At 70.7% G+C, this 18,500-nt stretch carries 17 protein-coding genes; 12 read left to right on the top strand and 5 right to left on the bottom strand.

The features are described from left to right. A complete protein-coding gene (locus J7E45_RS15070; RefSeq protein WP_091029311.1) occupies nucleotides 1-993 on the bottom strand; it encodes an ABC transporter substrate-binding protein in 993 nt (330 codons plus the stop codon). A gap of 153 nt (nucleotides 994-1,146) precedes the next feature. On the opposite strand from J7E45_RS15070, the gene J7E45_RS15065 reads away from it, so the two are divergent. From J7E45_RS15065 to J7E45_RS15045, 5 genes are all read left to right on the top strand, one after another. Then, nucleotides 1,147-1,890: an AraC family transcriptional regulator gene (locus tag J7E45_RS15065; RefSeq protein ID WP_208617607.1), complete on the top strand. Its 744-nt coding sequence runs from the start codon at nucleotides 1,147-1,149 to the stop codon at nucleotides 1,888-1,890. 55 nt (nucleotides 1,891-1,945) lie between these two features. Then, a complete protein-coding gene (locus J7E45_RS15060; protein WP_215070376.1) occupies nucleotides 1,946-2,995 on the top strand; it encodes an iron chelate uptake ABC transporter family permease subunit in 1,050 nt (349 codons plus the stop codon). After that, a complete protein-coding gene (locus tag J7E45_RS15055; RefSeq protein ID WP_308162146.1) occupies nucleotides 2,992-4,041 on the top strand; it encodes an iron chelate uptake ABC transporter family permease subunit in 1,050 nt (349 codons plus the stop codon). The genes J7E45_RS15060 and J7E45_RS15055 overlap by 4 nt, the downstream gene beginning before the upstream one ends. Beyond that, nucleotides 4,038-4,811 carry an ABC transporter ATP-binding protein gene (locus J7E45_RS15050; RefSeq protein WP_215070374.1) on the top strand — a complete coding sequence of 258 codons (774 nt, stop codon included), beginning with the start codon at nucleotides 4,038-4,040 and terminating at the stop codon, nucleotides 4,809-4,811. The genes J7E45_RS15055 and J7E45_RS15050 overlap by 4 nt, the downstream gene beginning before the upstream one ends. A 248-nt stretch (nucleotides 4,812-5,059) precedes the next feature. Continuing rightward, nucleotides 5,060-6,751 (top strand): ABC-F family ATP-binding cassette domain-containing protein, encoded by a 1,692-nt coding sequence (locus J7E45_RS15045; RefSeq protein ID WP_215070372.1) that lies wholly within the window; start codon nucleotides 5,060-5,062, stop codon nucleotides 6,749-6,751. 45 nt (nucleotides 6,752-6,796) lie between these two features. Here the strand turns inward: J7E45_RS15045 and J7E45_RS15040 are convergent, their stop codons facing one another. From J7E45_RS15040 to J7E45_RS15030, 3 genes are read right to left on the bottom strand one after another with little or no spacing between them, the layout of a single operon-like run. Then, nucleotides 6,797-7,456: a response regulator transcription factor gene (locus J7E45_RS15040; RefSeq protein ID WP_215070370.1), complete on the bottom strand. Its 660-nt coding sequence runs from the start codon at nucleotides 7,454-7,456 to the stop codon at nucleotides 6,797-6,799. Continuing rightward, on the bottom strand, nucleotides 7,453-8,721 hold the full coding sequence (locus J7E45_RS15035; protein ID WP_215070368.1) for a histidine kinase: 1,269 nt from the start codon (nucleotides 8,719-8,721) through the stop codon (nucleotides 7,453-7,455). The genes J7E45_RS15040 and J7E45_RS15035 overlap by 4 nt, the downstream gene beginning before the upstream one ends. Before the next feature lie 35 nt (nucleotides 8,722-8,756). Next, nucleotides 8,757-9,518, bottom strand: a complete 762-nt coding sequence (locus tag J7E45_RS15030) for a DUF998 domain-containing protein (RefSeq protein WP_215070366.1) — start codon at nucleotides 9,516-9,518, stop codon at nucleotides 8,757-8,759. A gap of 148 nt (nucleotides 9,519-9,666) precedes the next feature. Between J7E45_RS15030 and J7E45_RS15025 the strand changes: the two genes are divergently transcribed. Genes J7E45_RS15025 through J7E45_RS15005 form a run of 5 tightly spaced genes read left to right on the top strand, consistent with a single transcriptional unit; the run spans nucleotide 9,667 to nucleotide 16,467 of the window. Beyond that, nucleotides 9,667-14,271, top strand: coding sequence for an ATP-dependent helicase (locus J7E45_RS15025; RefSeq protein WP_215070364.1), 4,605 nt, complete (start codon nucleotides 9,667-9,669; stop codon nucleotides 14,269-14,271). Between the two features lie 43 nt (nucleotides 14,272-14,314). Next, a complete protein-coding gene (locus J7E45_RS15020) occupies nucleotides 14,315-14,563 on the top strand; it encodes a type II toxin-antitoxin system Phd/YefM family antitoxin (protein WP_091029280.1) in 249 nt (82 codons plus the stop codon). After that, nucleotides 14,560-14,826: a Txe/YoeB family addiction module toxin gene (locus J7E45_RS15015; protein WP_215070362.1), complete on the top strand. Its 267-nt coding sequence runs from the start codon at nucleotides 14,560-14,562 to the stop codon at nucleotides 14,824-14,826. Before J7E45_RS15020 ends, J7E45_RS15015 begins: the two co-directional genes overlap by 4 nt. 19 nt (nucleotides 14,827-14,845) lie before the next feature. Next, nucleotides 14,846-15,694: an EI24 domain-containing protein gene (locus tag J7E45_RS15010; protein WP_215070360.1), complete on the top strand. Its 849-nt coding sequence runs from the start codon at nucleotides 14,846-14,848 to the stop codon at nucleotides 15,692-15,694. Then, a complete protein-coding gene (locus tag J7E45_RS15005) occupies nucleotides 15,694-16,467 on the top strand; it encodes a DNA-formamidopyrimidine glycosylase family protein (RefSeq protein WP_215070358.1) in 774 nt (257 codons plus the stop codon). The genes J7E45_RS15010 and J7E45_RS15005 overlap by 1 nt, the downstream gene beginning before the upstream one ends. A 40-nt stretch (nucleotides 16,468-16,507) precedes the next feature. On the opposite strand, the gene J7E45_RS15000 is transcribed toward J7E45_RS15005, so the two are convergent. After that, nucleotides 16,508-17,209, bottom strand: a complete 702-nt coding sequence (locus J7E45_RS15000; RefSeq protein WP_215070356.1) for a YafY family protein — start codon at nucleotides 17,207-17,209, stop codon at nucleotides 16,508-16,510. 73 nt (nucleotides 17,210-17,282) lie between these two features. Here J7E45_RS15000 and J7E45_RS14995 point away from each other — a divergent pair, with 73 nt between their 5' ends. Both J7E45_RS14995 and J7E45_RS14990 read left to right on the top strand, forming a co-directional pair. Beyond that, nucleotides 17,283-18,017 (top strand): alpha/beta fold hydrolase, encoded by a 735-nt coding sequence (locus tag J7E45_RS14995; RefSeq protein ID WP_215070354.1) that lies wholly within the window; start codon nucleotides 17,283-17,285, stop codon nucleotides 18,015-18,017. 161 nt (nucleotides 18,018-18,178) lie between these two features. Next, nucleotides 18,179-18,331, top strand: coding sequence for a hypothetical protein (locus J7E45_RS14990; RefSeq protein WP_215070352.1), 153 nt, complete (start codon nucleotides 18,179-18,181; stop codon nucleotides 18,329-18,331). Nucleotides 18,332-18,500: the final 169 nt, after the last annotated feature.

Raw genomic sequence — 18,500 nt, 5'->3', positions numbered from 1 at the left:
TCAGCCGAACAGCTCCTCGATGATGTCGAGCAGAGCCAGCGCCTCGTCGTAGTCGCCGCGGGCGACCCAATACGGCAGCACGTAGGCCGCGTCGTTCTGGAACGCCGGGAGCGCGGCGAGGACCGGGTTCTCCGACAGCGTGTCGACGTCGCCGATGTCGGTGTTGAAGCCGGTGATGAAGACCGTGGGCTGCGTGATGACCTGGCCGACCTGCTCGGTCGACAGCTCGAACGAGTCTCCACCCGGGGTGTAGGGCTCGTAGTCGCCGTCGGCGAAGAGCGGCGCGGCCTCGATGCCAACGGCGTCGAACACCACCGGAAGGCCCATGTCCTCGCGGGCGACGTACACCGTGCCGTCGGGGAGGATCGAGAGGAACGCGGCCGGGGCGGCCGGCACCGTGATGTTCGCGGCGACCTCGTCCACGCGGTCCTCGTAGGCGGCGAGCGCCTCGTCGTACACTTCGCCCTTGCCGAAGACGTCCTCGGCAAGGAACGAGTACTGGTCCTGCCAGGTCGCCTTGTCGCCGCTCACCAGCACGGTGGGCGCGATGTCGCTGAGGTCGTCGTAGGCGTCGGTGGCGAGGAACAGCGGGAAGCCGATGCCACCGCCGACGATCAGGTCGGGCTCGAGTGCGAGGATCGCCTCGAGGTCGAAGCCGTCGCCGCTCCACGTGATGAACTCGGTGCCCTGCTTCTCGGCATCCTCTGCCCAGAAGTCGGAGTACGACGCCTCGTAGCCGAAGTCCTCCGAGGTCACTGCCGCGACCGGCACGTCGAGGTCGTAGAGGTAGCCGGCGAGTGCGTAGTTCAGCACCACGACCTTCTGCGGATCGGCGGGGACGGTGACGTCACCCTGCTCGGTGGTGACGACGCGGGTCGTCGCCTCTTCGGACGCGCCGGCTCCCGACTCGGGGGCGGGATCGGCGGCGCACGACGCCAGGGCGAACAGGGCGACCACGGGGAGCGCGGCGAGAAGACGGACGGATCTGGACATGGAGAGACCTCGGGTTCGACGGGTGCAGGGACCGGCGGGCAGGCGGCGGACGGCGCTGCTCGGGTAAGGTAAGGCTATTCTCACTAACCGGTCGAATCGTGACGCATGCGACATCGACACGGACGGATGCGACATGTCTCGGAGGGGAACAGCGTGCGATCCACCGCTCTCGCCGGCACCGTCCCGGAGAACTCGATCCGCTTCCTCGGACACGACACCCACGAGCACGACGAGCCGCACGTCGTCTACGTCGTGACCGGCTCGGCCGTGCTGACCGTCGACGGCGTCGACATCCCGCTCGGCCGGCACGAGGCCGCGTGGCTGCAGCCGCACGTCCCGCACGCGGTCCGCGTCCGCGAGGGCGGGACGGTGCTGGGGCCGATCCTCGAGGACGCCGCAGCGCCCTCGACGCGCGTCCGTGTGCTCGGCGTCGTCCCCGCGCTCGTCGACGTCATGACCACCGCGCTCGTCGCAGCGCCCAGCACCGACGAGCAGATCCTGCCGTTCCGCCGGGCGATCGCCCGCGTGCTGGAGACCGTGTCGCGCCCCTACTTCCCGGTCGTGTACCCCGAGCATCCGGCCGCCAGACGCCTCGCGAAGGATGCTCTGCGCCTGCCGCTCCCCCTCGATGAACTGTCGGCGCGCCATCGGATGAGCGCGCGCCAGGTGCAGCGCATCTTCGTCACCGAGACGGGCTGGTCGTTCTCGCGCTGGCGGGGTCGGGCTCGCATGAACGCCGCCGTCGCGCACCTGGTCGGGGGCGGCGATCTGACCGCGGCGGCACGGCTCTCGGGCTTCCGCACGAGGGCGGGCCTCGTGAAGGCCCTCAGCCGAGAGACCGGGATCCCCGCCGACCGCCTCACCACCGATGCCCGCGGCGCCCTCGCCGACGCCTGAACCGCACGGCGCGACCGCCGGAAGCTGTTAGCGTTTCGGCGTTCAGAGGAGCCCCATGACCACCGCCACGCACACCGCGCCGGCCACCGGAGCCGGCGTTCGGCAGACGCGTACCCGGCGCCGGGTGTTCGGACTCGTCGTCTCGCTGCTGCTCCTCGCCGCGCTGTGCGTGCTGAGCGTGGTCGTGGGATCGGCCGCACTGCCGCTCGACGTGGTCTGGCGGGCGTTCGTGGCCCCGGACGGATCGGTGAGCCAGGTCACGGTCACCAGCGCCCGCGTCGACCGCACGGTGCTCGGCCTCCTCGTGGGCGCCGCGCTCGGAGTCTCGGGGGCGCTCATCCAGGCTCTCACCCGGAACCCGCTCGCCGACCCCGGCATCCTCGGGGTGAACGCCGGGGCGGGCTTCGCGGTCACGCTCGCGGTGGCCTTCCTCGGGATCACCCGGATCGACCAGTACCTGCCGTTCGCGTTCGTCGGCGCCATCGCGGCATCCGCTCTCGTGTACCTCGCCGCCGGCGCCGGTCGGGGTGCGGGGTCTCCGGTGCGCCTGACCCTGGTCGGTGTGGCGTTCGCGGCCGTGCTCACCGGGTTCTCGCACACACTCGCCCTCATCGACACGGAGACGTTCGACCGGATGCGCTTCTGGGGCGCGGGCACGCTCGCCGATCGCCCGAGCGGCACGATCGACGCGGTTCTCGTGCCCATCGCCGTCGGACTCCTGATCGCGGCGTTCTGCGTGCGTCCGCTGAACGCCCTCGCGCTCGGTGAGGACACCGCACGGGCCGTCGGGGTACGGCTCGGCGTCACACGGGTCGCGATCATCCTGGCCGTCGCGCTCCTGTGCGGTGCGGCGACGGCGGCCGTCGGACCCCTGGTGTTCGTCGGACTGGTCGTCCCCCACGCCGTGCGCTGGATCACCGGACCCGACTGGATCTGGATCACGCTGTACTCCGCCGTGCTCGCACCCGCCCTGGTGCTCGGCGCCGACATCCTCGGCCGGATCCTCGTGATCCCCGCCGAGCTGCAGGTCGGCGTGATGCTGCCGCTGATCGGCGCACCGGTGCTCATCGCGCTCGTCCGCGGCGGGAAGGCGAAGGCCCTGTGAGCGTGACCCTCGTCCTGCGCGCCGGCCCGCTCTCGGTGCGCACCACTCGCCGGATGCTGCTGGTCTGCGCGGCTCTCACCGCCCTCGCCCTCGGCCTCGCGGTCTGGGCGATGACGCTCGGCAGCTACGGAGTCAGCGCCGGTGAGGTGATCGGTGCTTTCCTCGGGCAGTCCGAAGGGCCGGTGCGCAAGGTCGTCATCGAGTGGCGGGCGCCCCGGGTGGTCGCGGCGCTGCTGTTCGGCGCGGCGCTGGGCATCTCGGGCAGCATCTTCCAGTCCCTCACCCGCAACCCCCTGGGCAGCCCGGATGTGATCGGCTTCAGCACCGGCTCGTACTCGGGCGTGATCCTGATGATGCTGACCGGCGCGACCGGCTATGCCGCCTACGCCGCCGGGGCGCTGATCGGCGGCGTGCTGACCGCGACGATCGTCTACATGCTGGCGTTCCGCCGCGGCATGCAGGGGTTCCGGCTCATCATCGTCGGCATCGCGATGGGCGCGCTCCTGCAGTCCCTGAACACGTGGTTCAGCACCAGGGCCGACGTCGACCTCGCGCTGCGTGCGGCCGTCTGGGGCGCGGGATCCCTCGCGGCGGTCGACTGGACCACTCTCGGATTCGCCGCGATCGCGATCGCCGCGGTGCTGCTGTGCGCCCCGGCCGCTCAGCGCCGGATGCGGCGGCTCGAGCTGGGCGACGACGCCGCGGCCATGCTCGGCATCTCGCTGGAACGCACGCGCGGCATGCTCATGCTGCTCGGCGTCGCCGCGATCGCCGCGGTGACCGCCGCCGCCGGGCCGATCGCGTTCGTGGCCCTGGCCGCCCCGCAGATCGGGCAGCGGCTGACCGGGCGCGGCACCTCGGTCGACCTCGTCGGGGCCGCACTGACCGGGTCGGTGCTGCTGCTGGTCGCGGACGTGATCGCCCAGCATGCGATCCCCGACGTGACCCTGCCGACCGGCGCGGTGACGATCTGCATCGGCGGCCTCTATCTGCTCGTGCTGCTCATGCGCGAGAGCAGGCGCTTCACCGGAGGAGGACGACGATGACACGACTCGCGACCGAGGAACTGCGCGCCGGCTACGGCGGACGAGGGGTGCTCGACGGACTCGACGTGCGGATCCCCGACGGCGAGCTCACCGTGATCGTCGGGCCGAACGCCTGCGGCAAGTCGACGCTGCTGCGCGCACTCTCCCGACTGCTCCCCGCCACCGGAGGCCGCGTGCTCCTGGACGGCGGCGACATCACCCGCCTGTCGACCAAGGAGGTGGCGCGGCGGATGGGACTGCTGCCGCAGAGCCCGCTCGCCCCCGAGGGCATCACGGTCGCCGACCTCGTCGGACGCGGCCGCTACCCGCATCAGAGCGTGCTCTCGAGTTGGTCGGCCGAAGACGAGCGGGCGGTCGCGGAGGCCATGGCGGCGACGAACGTCACCGACCTCGCCGAGCGCAACGTCGACGAGCTCTCCGGTGGACAGCGCCAGCGCGCGTGGATCGCGATGGCGCTCGCCCAGGAGACCCCTATCCTGCTGCTGGACGAGCCGACGACGTTCCTCGACATCGGGCATCAGATCGAGGTGCTCGAACTCGTCACGCGGCTACACCAGGAGGGGCGCACGGTCGTCGTGGTGCTGCACGACATCAATCAGGCCGCCCGCTACGCCTCGCACCTGATCGCGATGAAGGATGGGCGCATCGTCGCCGAGGGCGCACCGCGGGACATCGTCGATGCACGGCTGCTCACCGAGCTGTTCGACCTGAAGGCGCGCGTGATCGCCGACCCGGACACCGGCGCTCCCGTCGTGCTGCCCGGTCGCTGAGTCCAAGCCGCCTCGGACGCGACACGCCCGGGGTTGCGAAACGCCGACACGCCCGGGTATCGTCGGGGGTCCTGTCCGCCGTGTCTGGAAGTCCTTTGATCTGATCCGTCGCCTCCGCGCTCCTCTTTCCGCGCGCTGAACCGACGATCGCCGACTCCACGGCAGACCCTCCCCTCCGCATCCGTGACGCGTTCACGCCCGGCCGGGGCTCGGTGTCAGTGCACCCTCGCACTCGACAGGAGACACTCATGTCACAACCCACCACTCTTCACGCGTCGGTCATCCTCGACCGGCTCACCTTCACCTGGCCCGACGGGTCGGTCGCGCTCGACGGCGTGTCCGGTGCCTTCGGGTCCGGACGCACCGGCCTCGTCGGACGCAACGGCGCCGGCAAATCGACGCTGCTGCGCCTGATGGCCGGCGAACTCGAACCGACGTCGGGCGTCGTCACAGCGTCCGGCGAGGTCGCGTACCTCCCGCAGCAGCTGACCCTCGACGTCGACCGCCGGGTCGCCGAGCTCCTCGGCGTGTCCGAGGCGCTCGACGCCGTGCGGGCGATCAGCGCCGGCGACGTCGACCCCGCCCACTTCGACGCGGTCGGAGACGACTGGGACATCGAGGCGCGGGCCGAGGCGTCGCTCGCCGAAGCCGGCCTCGCGCCGGAGTTCCTCGACCGCCGCATCGGCGAGCTCTCCGGAGGGGAGGCCGTGCTCGTGGCGATCGCCGGCATCCGCCTGCGTCGCGCGCCGATCACGCTCCTCGACGAGCCGACCAACAACCTCGACCGCGACGCCAGGGCGAAGCTCGCGGCGATGGTGCGCGCGTGGAAGGGCACGCTCATCGTCGTCAGTCATGACCTGTCGCTGCTGGAGCTGATGGACGACACCGCCGAGCTCTATGCCCAGACGCTGAGCGTGTTCGGCGGTCCGTACTCCGAGTGGCGTAGCTGGCTGGATGCCGAGCAGGATGCTGCGAAGCAGGCCGAGGTCACCGCCGCACAGGTGCTCCGCAAGGAGAAGCGCCAGCGGATCGAAGCCGAGGTCAAACTCGCGCACCGCGCCCGCACGGCGAAGAAGGCCGAGATCGAGAAGCGGGTACCGAAGATCATCGCGCACGGCCGCAAGATGGCGGCCGAGGTGTCGGCGGGCCGGCTCCGCACCGAGGTCGGCGCCAAGGAGGAGGCCGCACACAACGCTCGCGAGGAGGCCGGGCGCCGCGTGCGCTCGGACTCGTCGATGAAGATCGAGCTGCCCGATCCGCAGGTGTCCCGGAGCCGCCGGATCGCGACGATCGGAGACGAGGAGCGGGCCTGGGTGATCCAGGGTCCCGAGCGTGTGGCCCTGATCGGCCGGAACGGCGCCGGCAAGACGACGCTGCTGGAGCGGTTGGTCGCGGGCGGTGTTCACAACTCCTCAGAAACGACGGCCGACGGCCCGGAACAGGGCTCTTCGGCCGATTCAGCCGAAGGATTGAGGAGTAATGAACGGCCGACCCTGCACATCGAGGCCCACACCGACCTGATCGGCTACCTGCCGCAGCGGGTCGACGGCCTCGACGAGGAGCGGTCGGTGTTCGAGAACATCGCGGCCGCGGCGCCCCAGGTTCCCGAGAAGGAGCTGCGCAACCGGCTCGCCCGGTTCCTGATCCGCGGCGCGACGGCGGAGCGCCCGGTGTCCGCCCTCTCCGGCGGCGAGCGCTTCCGGGTGGCGCTGGCGAAGCTGCTGCTCGCCGATCCCGCACCGCACCTCGTGGTGCTCGACGAGCCGACCAACAACCTCGACGTCGACACGGTCGATCAACTGGTCGAGGCGCTGCGCTCCTATCGGGGAGCGGTGCTCGTCGTCAGCCATGACGACGCGTTCCTGCGCCGACTCGACCTCGATCTGACGCTCGAGATCGACGGCGAGGGGGCTCTGCAGGAGGCCTCGCTGGGGTCATGACCGGGGCGATCGGTGCCGGCCCGGGATCCGTCCCGGCCCGGCCCCTCACACCAGCCCGGCCTCGTAAGCGAGGATCACGGCCTGCACCCGGTCGCGGAGGTCGAGCTTCTGAAGGATGCGTCCGACATGGGTCTTCACGGTCGACTCCGAGACGAAGAGGCTCTCACCGATCTCGGTGTTGTTGAAGCCCTTCGCGATCGCGAGGAACACCTCCCGCTCACGCTCGGTCAGCACGTCCAACCTCGGATCGACCGTCTCGGTCTGCCGCGGCAGGCGGGTGGCGAACAGGTCGAGCATCGCTCGGGTGACCCGCGGGGAGACCAGGGCGTCACCCGCCGCGATCGAACGGATGGCGGCGAGCAGCTGCGCGGGAGGCGTGTTCTTCAGCAGGAATCCGCTCGCCCCCGCCCGGAGGCTCCCGAACGCGTACTCGTCGAGGTCGAACGTCGTCAGCACCAGGACGCGGCTCGACGGCGTCCCACGGACGATGCGTCTGGTCGCCTCGATGCCGTCCATCTCCGGCATCCGGATGTCCATCAGGATCACATCGGGCTGCAGATCTTCCGCCATGTGCACGGCTTCCGCGCCGGACGCCGCCTCACCGACCACGCGCATGTCATCCTCGGCGTCGAGCACCATCCGCATCCCGCGACGGATCAATTCGTGGTCGTCGACGAGGAGCACGCGAATCTGCTCTTCACTCATGAGTTCTCCTCCTGTTCGGGGATCTCCACCCGCACTCGCCAGCCGCCGCCGGATACGGGGCCCGCTTCCACCGTTCCCCCCGCGAGGCGGGCGCGTTCGCGGATGCCGACGAGGCCGCGTCCCGACCCGACCGACGCCGCCGGTGGCCCCTGCCGCCCGTCGTCGGTGATCTCGATGACGAACAGGTCGGCGCGGAAGTCGAGGTTCACGAGAACCTCCCGCGGTTCCTTCGCGTAGCGGAGGGCGTTCGTGAGGGCTTCCTGCACGATGCGGTGGATCGTGTTCTGCAGGGCAGGCGACGATGGCACGGCCCCTTCCATCCGCACCGTCACCGGCAGCCCGGCGGCGCGGAACGTCTCGACGAGCGATGCGAGCTCGCTGAGGCCGGGGTTCGGCCGCAGCGGACTCTGCTCCTCGCCGTCGCCGCCGTCGTCACCGAGAGCACCGAGCAGCTGCCGCATCTCGACGAGCGACTGTCGACCGACCTCGCCGATCTCTTGGATGGCGCTGCGAGACCGCTGCGGATCCTTCTCGGCCAGGGCGCTCGCGCCGTCGGCGAGCGACACCATGACCGAGACGCTGTGCGCGACGACATCGTGGATCTCGCGGGTGATCCGGGCGCGCTCCGCCAGCGTCGCGATACGCGCCTGCTGGTCGCGTTCGCGCGCGAGCTGGTTGGCGCGGTCGAGGATCGCCCCGATGTATCGGCGTCGATCACCCACGGTCACCCCGAGGAGCGCCGCGATCAGCATCACGACGAGGAACAGCAGACTCCCCGGCACGGAGGTGAAGGCGCTCTCCGGTGCGCCGCGACGCACCCAGTCCAATGCCGGGAAGACGAGGACGCCGGCCAGCACCGTCACTCCGAACGCGAGCCATCCGCTGCGGTTCGACCGGTAGACGAAGAGGGCGTAGAGCGCGAGGCCGAGTCCGAACGGCTCCGCCGGGGTGTCCGACACGAAGGCGACGACCGCGACGACGGCGAACACCGCGAACGTGAGCCAGGGCCGCTGGCGGCGCAGGAGCAGTCCGGCGGCGGCGATCACACCGAGCACGAGCGGGACGATGATCGACGCGTCCGGCGACCAGACTCCCGACGACAGCGGGGTGATCAGCGCCAGGAAGGTGCTGAGGAGGAGATAGAGGAAGGCGAGCAGCCCGTCGAAGAGCCAGGGATGCCGGCTCCAGAACCGCCGCACCACTCCGGGAGGCCGCGGCAGATTCATCGCGCGGACCTCGCCATCGGCGGGTGCTGACTCTCGCATGGGACGACTCTACGCACCGCACTCGTCGCGTTCCGTCAGCCGGCGACGGCGACGAGCGCTCCCGTGGCGGGGCGACGCACGGCGGTCCGGTCGACGGCGCGCCCCCGTGGCACCGGCTCCCACGTCTGCCTGCGCACCGCACGCGGTCGCTGCGAGACGGCCGTCTCGAGGCCGAGGATCGCGAGCCACCCCATCCCGATCGTCGTCGCGACGAGTTCGAGCATGCTGCCGATGTCGGTGCGGAACTGCAGGAGCGAGAGGATGCCGCCGGCCGCGGCGATCACCGCGGTCGAGATGCCCGCGCCCAGCGAGAGGATCCGCAGCATCGGGCGGTCTTTGACGAACGACACCTGCAGCATCGCGAACGCGGCGAGCGCGAAAGCGAGCACGGCGACCGTCGTGTGCACGAGATCCTGCCAGGTGAACGTGGGGCCGACCGGCAGCGGGCATCCGGTCGTGCACGGCACCTGCGAGGCGACGAGGAACAGCGACGAGGCGATCGCCACCGAAAGGGACGGCGACCCGACGCTCAGCCACGGCGCCGTCGAACGCAGGCCGCGCGCGGCCCAGGCGACCGAGAATCCGCCGGCGACGAGCAGGAGCAGCGCGAGCTCGAACCACCCGGCCGTCGGCTCGCCGGCAGCCCCGAGCCCGCTCACGTAGAGGACGCGGTCGATGCTCAGCCGGGCGATCCAGATGATCGTCAGGGCGACGGCGACGAGGACGCTTCCGGCGATCGCGATGAGAGCGCGGAGGGCGGTTCGGGCAGGAGCGGAGGCGGTCTGTTCGGTGGGCATAAGGAGACGGTATGAGCGGAGGCATCCGCGTCGCGTCGGCCCGAAGTGCCCACTCCGGAGGGGCGTCGTACCTCAGTACGACGCCCCTCGCCAGCTCTCCTCACGCCCCTTTCGCCCCGATGTCCCCGGCCTCGACGAAGATGGAGGGATGAGCGACGTGCTCGAACGCTTCACCCCCGCCACACAGGACTGGTTCCGGGGTGCTTTCCCCGCGCCCACTCCCGCCCAGGCGGGTGCCTGGGACGCGATTTCCGCGGGCAAGCACGCACTGGTAGTTGCGCCGACCGGTTCCGGCAAGACGCTGTCGGCGTTCCTCTGGGCGATCGACAGCGTGTTCCGCGAGCGAATGACCGAGACCGCCCCACCGGCCAAGGGCGAGCCGCGCACCCGCATCCTCTACATCTCCCCCCTGAAGGCCCTCGGCGTCGACGTCGAGCGCAACCTGCGGTCCCCGCTGATCGGCATCGGACAGTCGGCCCGGCGGCTCGGAGTGCCCGCCCCCGCGGTGACGGTCGGCGTGCGCTCGGGCGACACGACGTCGAGCGACCGCCGCAAGCTGGTCTCCGATCCGCCCGACATCCTCATCACGACGCCCGAGTCGCTGTATCTCATGCTCACGAGCCGCGCGGGCGAGACTCTGCGCGGGGTGCACACCGTGATCATCGACGAGGTGCACGCGGTCGCCGCCACCAAGCGCGGAGCGCACCTCGCCGTGAGCCTGGAGCGCCTCGACGCGCTGCGCCGACTCAACGGCATCGAGACCCCGGCTCAGCGGATCGGCCTCTCGGCCACGGTCCGCCCCATCGACGAGGTTGCGCGGTTCCTCGGCGGCTCAGCCCCGGTCGAGATCGTCGCACCGCCGGCATCGAAGACCTTCGAGCTCGGGGTGGTCGTCCCGATGGACGACATGACCAACCCGCCACCGCCGCCCGGGGTGCCAGGGGAGGCGGCGGATGCCGAGTACAGCGAGGTCACCGGGTCGGTCTGGCCACACGTCGAAGAGGCGATCGTCGACCGCATCCTGCAGAACAACTCCACGATCGTGTTCGCCAACTCCCGTCGGCTCGCCGAGCGCCTCACCGGCCGTCTGAACGAGATCTACTCCGAGCGGATCGGGGTCGAGCTTCCGGCCGCGACGGTGCCTGCCGCGATGATGGCGCAGGCCGGGGCGACCGCGGGCGCCGATCCCGTGCTCGCCAAGGCGCACCACGGCTCGGTGTCGAAAGAGCAGCGCGCCCAGGTCGAAGAAGAACTCAAGTCGGGCGTGCTGCGCTGTGTCGTGGCGACGAGCAGTCTCGAACTCGGCATCGACATGGGCGCGGTCGACCTGGTGATCCAGGTCGAGGCCCCGCCGTCTGCGGCCTCCGGGCTGCAGCGCGTCGGCCGCGCCGGGCACCAGGTGGGCGAGATCAGCCGTGCCGCCCTCTTCCCGAAGCACCGCGGCGACGTGCTGCACACCGCGATCGTCACCGAGCGGATGCTGGCGGGCAAGATCGAGGCGATCCAGGTGCCGCGCAATCCGCTCGACATCCTCGCCCAGCAGACGGTCGCCGCGAGCGCCCTCGGTGCCATCAGCGTCGAGGAGTGGTTCGAGACGGTCCGTCGTTCCGCGCCGTTCCAGTCGCTCCCCCGCTCGGCCTACGAAGCGACGCTCGACCTGCTGGCCGGACGCTTCCCCTCCGACGAGTTCGCCGAGCTGCGGCCGCGGCTGGTGTGGGACCGCGACGCGGGCACCCTCACCGGGCGTCCGGGCGCACAGCGCATCGCCGTGACCAGCGGCGGGACCATCCCGGACCGCGGCCTGTTCGGGGTGTTCGTGGCCGGCGAGACGACCGGCGCGCGCGTGGGCGAGCTCGACGAGGAGATGGTCTACGAGTCGCGCGTGGGCGACGTGTTCACGCTCGGCACCACCAGCTGGCGCATCGCCGAGATCACCCATGACCGTGTCAACGTGATCCCCGCGTACGGCCAACCCGGCAAGGTGCCGTTCTGGCACGGCGACGGCATCGGTCGCCCCTTCGAGCTCGGCGAGGCGCTCGGAGCGTTCTCCCGAGAGGTGTCGGCGGCGACCCCCGAGAAGGCGGCCCAGCGACTGATCGACGCCGGGCTCGACGAGCAGGCGCGGGCGAACCTGATGGCGCATCTGACCGAGCAGCGCGAGGCGACGGGCACCCTCCCCACCGACCGCACGCTCACCGTGGAGCGCGGCCGCGATGAGGTCGGCGACTGGCGGGTCATCCTGCATTCCCCGTACGGCATGAAGGTGCACGCCCCGTGGGCGCTGGCCATCAACGCCCGGGTGCGCGAGCGCCTCGGTGTCGAAGGATCGGCGGTCGCGAGCGACGACGGCATCATCGTGCGCATCCCCGATGCCGAAGCCGAGCCGCCCGGAGCCGAGCTGTTCGTGTTCGAGCCCGACGAGTTGGAGCACCTGGTCACCGAGGAGGTGGGCGGCTCCGCGCTGTTCGCCTCGCGGTTCCGCGAGTGCGCGGCGCGGGCGCTGCTCATGCCCCGCATGAACCCGAACAAGCGCACGCCGCTCTGGCAGCAGCGGCAGCGGTCGGCGCAGCTGCTCGAGGTGGCGCGGCGGCATCCGACCTTCCCGGTGATCCTCGAGACGCTGCGCGAGGTGCTGCAAGACGTCTACGACCTGCCCTCGCTGCGCAAGCTCGCGACCTACATCGCCGATCGCCGGATCCGCCTCGTCGAGACCGAGCCCGGCCAGCCCTCGCCGTATGCCCGCGACCTGCTGTTCGGCTACGTGGGCGCCTTCATGTACGAGGGCGACTCGCCGCTCGCCGAGCGTCGGGCCGCCGCGCTCTCGGTCGACCCCGCCCTTCTGGGCGAGCTGCTGGGAACCGTCGAGCTGCGCGAGCTGCTCGACCCCGAGGTGATCGCCCAGTTCGAGCGGGAGGCGCAACGACTCGATCCGGACCGCCGCGCCCGCGGACTCGAAGGCGTCGCCGACCTGCTGCGCATGCTCGGACCGCTCGACGCGGAAGAGGTCGCGGCTCGCCTCGACCCCGCGAGTGTGCTCGAAGCGGAGGCCGAGGCCGTCGACACCGCGACCGCCGCCGCACTGCTCAACGACCTGATCACCGCCCGGCGCGCGATTCCGGTGACGATCGGCGGCGTGAGCCGGGTGGCCGCGATCGAAGACGCGGGCCGACTGCGCGATGCGCTCGGGGTCGCTCTCCCGACGGGCATCCCGGTGGCGTTCCTCGAACCGCTGGCCGACCCGCTCGGAGACCTCGTCGCCCGGCACGCCCGCACGCACGGCCCGTTCACGACGGATGCCGTCGCCACCCGGTTCGGGCTCGGCGCCGCGGTCGCCCGCCACACCCTGCAGCGGCTGGATACCGGCGGGCGCCTCACGAGCGGGTACTTCCTGCCCGAGGCCGCCGGCAGCGGCGACGCGATCGAGTGGTGCGACAGCGAGGTGCTGCGACGCCTGCGGATGCGCTCGCTCGCTGCCATCCGCGGCTCGGTGGAGCCGGTCTCTCCCGAGGCGTATGCGCGCTTCCTGCCCGACTGGCAGCACGTGGGCCGACCGCTGGAGGGCGTCGACGGCGTGCTGAACGTGATCGAGCAGTTCGCCGGAGTGCCGATCCCGGCGAGCGCGTGGGAATCGCTGGTCCTGCCCTCGCGGGTGCGCGACTACGCCCCCGCCATGCTCGACGAGCTCACGGCAGCGGGCGAGGTCATCTGGTCCGGCCACGGCACGCTCCCGGGGCGCGACGGCTGGGTGTCGCTGCATCCGGTCGACCTCGCGCCGTTCACGCTGCCGGAGCGCGACGCCGAGATCGCTTCCGACTCTTTGGAGTCGCGCATCCTCATCGCGCTCGACGTCGGCGGCGCGTACTTCGCGGCGCAGCTGAAGGATATGGCCGCGGCCGACAACGAGCAGTCCGTGCTCGAGGCGCTGTGGTCGCTGACCTGGTCGGGCTACGTGACGAACGACACGTTCGGCCCCATCCGCTCACTCCTCGCCGGCGGTTCGCAGGCGCACAAGGTCAAGCGCCGGGCTCCCCGCGCTCGGACGTATCGCGGGGTGTCCTTCACCGGTTCCCCTGCGCCTCGGCCGACGTCGATCGGCGGGCGCTGGTCCCTGCTGCCGACGCTCGAGACGGATGCCGCCCGCCGCGCCACCGTCACCGCGGGCCTCCTGCTCGACCGCTACGGCGTTGTCACCCGCGGCGCCGTGCAGGCCGAGGGTGTTCCCGGTGGCTTCGCCCAGGCGTACCGCGTGCTCGCCGGGTTCGAAGAGGCGGGCCACTGCCGTCGCGGCTACGTGATCGAGAAGCTCGGGGCCGCGCAGTTCGCCGCCTCCGGCACGGTCGACCGGCTGCGCACCTACGCCGGACTCGCCGATCCTCCGCCACGCAAGGCCGTGACCCTCGCGGCCACCGACCCCGCCAACCCCTATGGCGCGGCCCTCGGCTGGCCCAAGCTCGATGGGGTCTCGCATCGCCCGGGCCGCAAGGCGGGCGGCCTGGTCGTGCTGGTCGACGGCGTCCTCGTGCTCTCCCTCGAACGCGGCGGCCGTACGGTGCTGTCGTTCAGTGATGACGGCGAAGTGCTCCGCGCCGCCGCATCCGATCTCGCGGCCACAGCACGCGCCCGCCGACTCGACACCCTGACCGTCGAGAAGATCAACGGCGAAGGCGTTTACGGCACCGACCTCGCACTCGCTCTGCAGGAGGCGGGCTTCGTGGCCACCCCGCGGGGCTACACCCTCCGCAAGGTCGTCTGATCCATCCAGAGTGGTACCATAAGTGGTACCAGAAGGGATGCACATGGCCATCACCACGAGCGAAGCGCGCCGCGACCTCTTCGGCCTGATCGAGCGCGTTAACCTCGATCATTCCGAGATCGAGATCGTCTCCCGCCGAGGCGCCGCCGTCCTCATGTCGAAGTCCGAGTACGACTCCCTGATCGAGACCAGCCACCTTCTGCGCTCCCCCGCGAATGCCAACCGGCTGCTTGTCGCTCTCGCCGCCGCACAGGCAGGCGACGTCGCAGAACATCCACTCGACGAGGCATGACCTCGCGAGTGCTGGTTTGGACGCCGCAGGGGTGGGAGGACTACGTCCATTGGCAGACCGAGGATCGCCGGACTCTCAAGCGGATCAACCTCCTTCTGACCGATCTCCTGCGCGATGACCCCTTCGAGGGGATCGGCAAGCCGGAACCGCTCAAGCACGCTCTTGCCGGAGCCTGGTCTCGGCGCATCGACGAGACGAACCGACTGGTCTACACAGCCAACGACCATCAGGTCATCATCCTGCAGGCGCGCTACCACTACTGACACACCTACGCTGGAAGCCATGATCCGAGAGTTCGCCGCCGGCATCCGCACCCTGCTGCGGGGATTCGGCCTGTGGCGCACCCGCCCCGGTCTCATGGCGCTGGGCCTGATCCCGGCGATCATCGCCGTCATCGTGCTCGCCGCCCTGCTCGTGCCGCTGGTGATCGGCATGCCGTCGCTGTCCACGTGGCTCACCCCGTTCGCCGACGGATGGATCGAGCCGTGGCGCGGTCTGCTGCGCACCGCGGTGAGCCTCGTCGTCGTCGCTGCCGCTCTGGCTCTCGCCAGCGTGGTCTTCAGCGCACTGACCCTGACCATCGGCGACCCGTTCTACCAGCGCATCTGGCACGCGGTCGAGGTCGACCTCGGCTCACCCGCGCCCGCCGACGGCGGCAGCTTCTGGACCACGCTCGGCGAGGGGCTGCGACTGGTCCTCCTCGGCATCCTCATCGCCATCTCCGTCCTGCTGATCGGCCTCGTCCCCGGCATCGGCGGCTTCCTGGGCGCCGTCGCCGGCGTCGTCTTGACCGGCCGACTGCTGGCGCGCGAGCTCACCGGCCGCGCCTTCGACGCGCGCGACCTCAGCCCCGCCGATCGTGCCGCGCTCTTCTCGGGCAGCCGCGCACGAGTGCTCGGCTTCGGCGTCGCCACGCAGCTCTGCTTCCTGATCCCCGGTGGGGCCGTCGCGATCATGCCGGCCGCCGTCGCCGGCAGCACGATGCTCGCGCGCGACCTGCTCGCGCGCACCGGCACCTCGGCGCCGTCGGCGTCCGGAGCGACGATGACACCTCCGCCGCCTGCACCAAACGCCGTATCGTCGCCGCTTCCGCCGCCCCCGCATCTCGGGGCGGGATCCGGAGCCTCCTGATGCCCGAGGGCGATACCGTCTTCCGCACCGCGCGGCGCCTCGACGAGGCCATCGCCGGTGCGGAGGTCACGCGTTTCGACCTCCGTGTCCCTCGCTTCGCGACGATCGACCTGACCGGGCAGCCCGTGCACGGCGTCGTTCCCCGCGGCAAGCATCTGCTCATGCGCATCGGCGACAGCACCCTGCATTCGCATCTGCGCATGGACGGCGCGTGGTTCGTGTACCGGCCCGGGGAGAAGTGGCGGCATCCGGCCTTCAAGGTGCGTGCGATCGTCGGCACCTCCGAGCGCGATGCCGTCGGGGTCGACATCGCCGAGATCGAGGTCGTGCCCACTCGCGACGAAGACCAACTCGTCGGCTATCTGGGTCCCGATCCGCTCGCGGACGACTGGGATGCAGCCGAGGCCATCCGGCGGCTCGGAGCCGACACCCGCAGCATTCATGTCGCCCTCCTCGATCAGCGCAACGTCGCAGGTTTCGGCAACGAGTACGCGGCAGAACTCCTGTTCCTGCGCGGAATCCTGCCGACGCGACCGACGCCCGAGGTCGATGTCGCCGCCCTCCTCGACCTCGGAGTGCGCACCATCCGCGCCAACCGCAATCGCCGCAACCGCACCTTCACGGGCATCGATCGCCCGGGCCAGGGCACCTGGGTCTACGGCCGCGCCGGACGCCCGTGCCGCCGCTGCGGAACCCTCATCCGGCGCGGCGAGCAGGGCGCGGATCCGACGCGCGAGCGCGTCACGTTCTGGTGCCCGGTCTGCCAACGCTGACGGCGCCGTCGCCGTGCCACAGACGCCTCGATCGAGTCGATCACTCGCTGCGGTGCCCGTGCACCGGCCGGGCATTCGCCGGCGGGGTCCCTACCTCCTGAACGGAGTGACCGCTGCATGCGGCGTTCGTCATGCGGGCCTGCTCGATTCGTGACACGACGAACCATCGCATCGCGTCGCGCAGCAGGCACCAGCCGACCAGGTACCACTGGCCGTTCGTGGAGGCGAACATGACGGGCTCGATCTCACGCGCGGTCGTGACACCGGCGAGGGAGGTGTAGCGGATCCGGATCGTCCGCTGCTCGGCCATCGCCTCCTCCAGCACCGACCGGACGGCGCGGGAGGAAGGGGGCGATCCGTCGACCCACACTCGACGCCCCAGGTCGGCGGCCCTCTCCCGTGTGCGGGGATCGAGGACGTCCATGATCTTCTGCACGCCTGCCGATGCCAGGTCGGCGTAGGGAGCGTCAGAAGCTGCCGAGACAGCCGCCAGGAGCGCCACGGCCTGGGCCGGCGACAGGCTGATGGGAGGCAGGGACGCACTCGACGCCAACCCGTAGCCACCACCGGGTCCCGGGCGCGACCACACCGCCGCACCGCTGCTCGCCAGCGCGGCGAGGTCGCGCTTCACGGTTCGAACGGACACCTCGAACTCGGCGGCGAGCCGATCCGCGGTGCATCCTCGCGTGCCGTTGCGGCGCAGCATCTCGGTCAGGGCATGGAGCCGCTCGGTCCGCTTCACCGCCGGCACCTCGTTGAATTCATGACAGAAATAGTGCCATACACCTGTCCGGAGGCGGTGCCAGCATCGAGTTATGACGACAGAAACACAGAATCCGACCATCATCCTGATCGCGGGTCACTGGCTCGGCGCGTGGGCCTGGGACGAGGTGCGCGAGGGCCTGGAGTCCCTCGGCGCTGATGCGATCGCCATCACCCTCCCCGGCCTCGACCCGCACGATCCCGAGCGATCGTCCCGGACCCTCGACGATCAGGCCGCCGCGATCGAAGAGGCCATGGCGCGCGCGGGAGCCTCGGCGGACCGGCCCGTGGTGCTCGTGGGCCACAGCGGGGCCAACGCTCCGCTCAGCATCGTCCTCGACCGGCATCCGGAGCACGTCCGCCGGATCATCTGGGTCGACTCCGGCCCCGTCTCACCGGGAGGCGTCTTCGCGCCCGACCTCCCCGACGCGGTGGCAGAGCTGCCCTTGCCGCCCTTCGAGGTCCTCGGAGAGCAAGCCAGCCTCGAAGGTCTGAGCGCCGACGTGCTCGAGCGCTTCCGTGCCCGAGCAGTCCCCGAGCCCGGGGCGGTGCTCCGGCAGCCCGTGGAACTCACCAACGAGGCGCGCCGCCGAGCCCCCACCACCCTCGTCTGCTGCTCCATCCCCAGCGCACAGCTTCTGGAACTCGCCCGCGCCGGGCATCCCATGTTCGCCGAGGTCGACGCCCTCGATGACCTCGAGGTCATCGATCTCCCGACCGGACACTGGCCGATGTGGAGCCGCCCTGCGGATCTCGCGAAGATGATCGGTTCCTCGGCGGTCTCCTGATGCGTGCAACTGCACCCGCTGAAGGCCTGATCGGGTTTTGTCGGAACGCCATGATCGTCGCAGGAGTTGTCTAGTCCGGGGGGATCGACTTCGCGCGCTTCGCTCGATCTGCTTCTTTTCGTACTTGACGTGCAGTGAGCCAGCGGGTGGCGAAGCCGAGCATGATGACGCTTGTGATCGCGGCGGGCCATGTGAGGGGTGCGGGTACATATTGCAGGCACAGCATGAAGGCGACGGGCATGCTCACAAGGCCGGCGATGAAGATGGCGGGTGGGGAGTTGGTGCTCATCCTCGGCGGAACGCCGCTGTTCTGAGCAGATCCCTCAGGCGGCTGCTGTTCAGCATTGGATGAGTCCACCGACGAACCTCTCTTCTTTGCTAGACCCCGCCCAATAACATGCTACCCGTTAGGCGACAGACGTGATTGGCGGGGGACTCACCCCCGCGCTCCCCACATCCATCCGCGGGAATGAATCCGCCCCT

Origin of the sequence: Microbacterium sp. ISL-59 (genome assembly GCF_018613945.1) — a bacterium.
GTDB lineage: Bacteria > Actinomycetota > Actinomycetes > Actinomycetales > Microbacteriaceae > Microbacterium > Microbacterium oxydans_B.
This window is presented reverse-complemented; position numbering and strand designations above follow the sequence as displayed.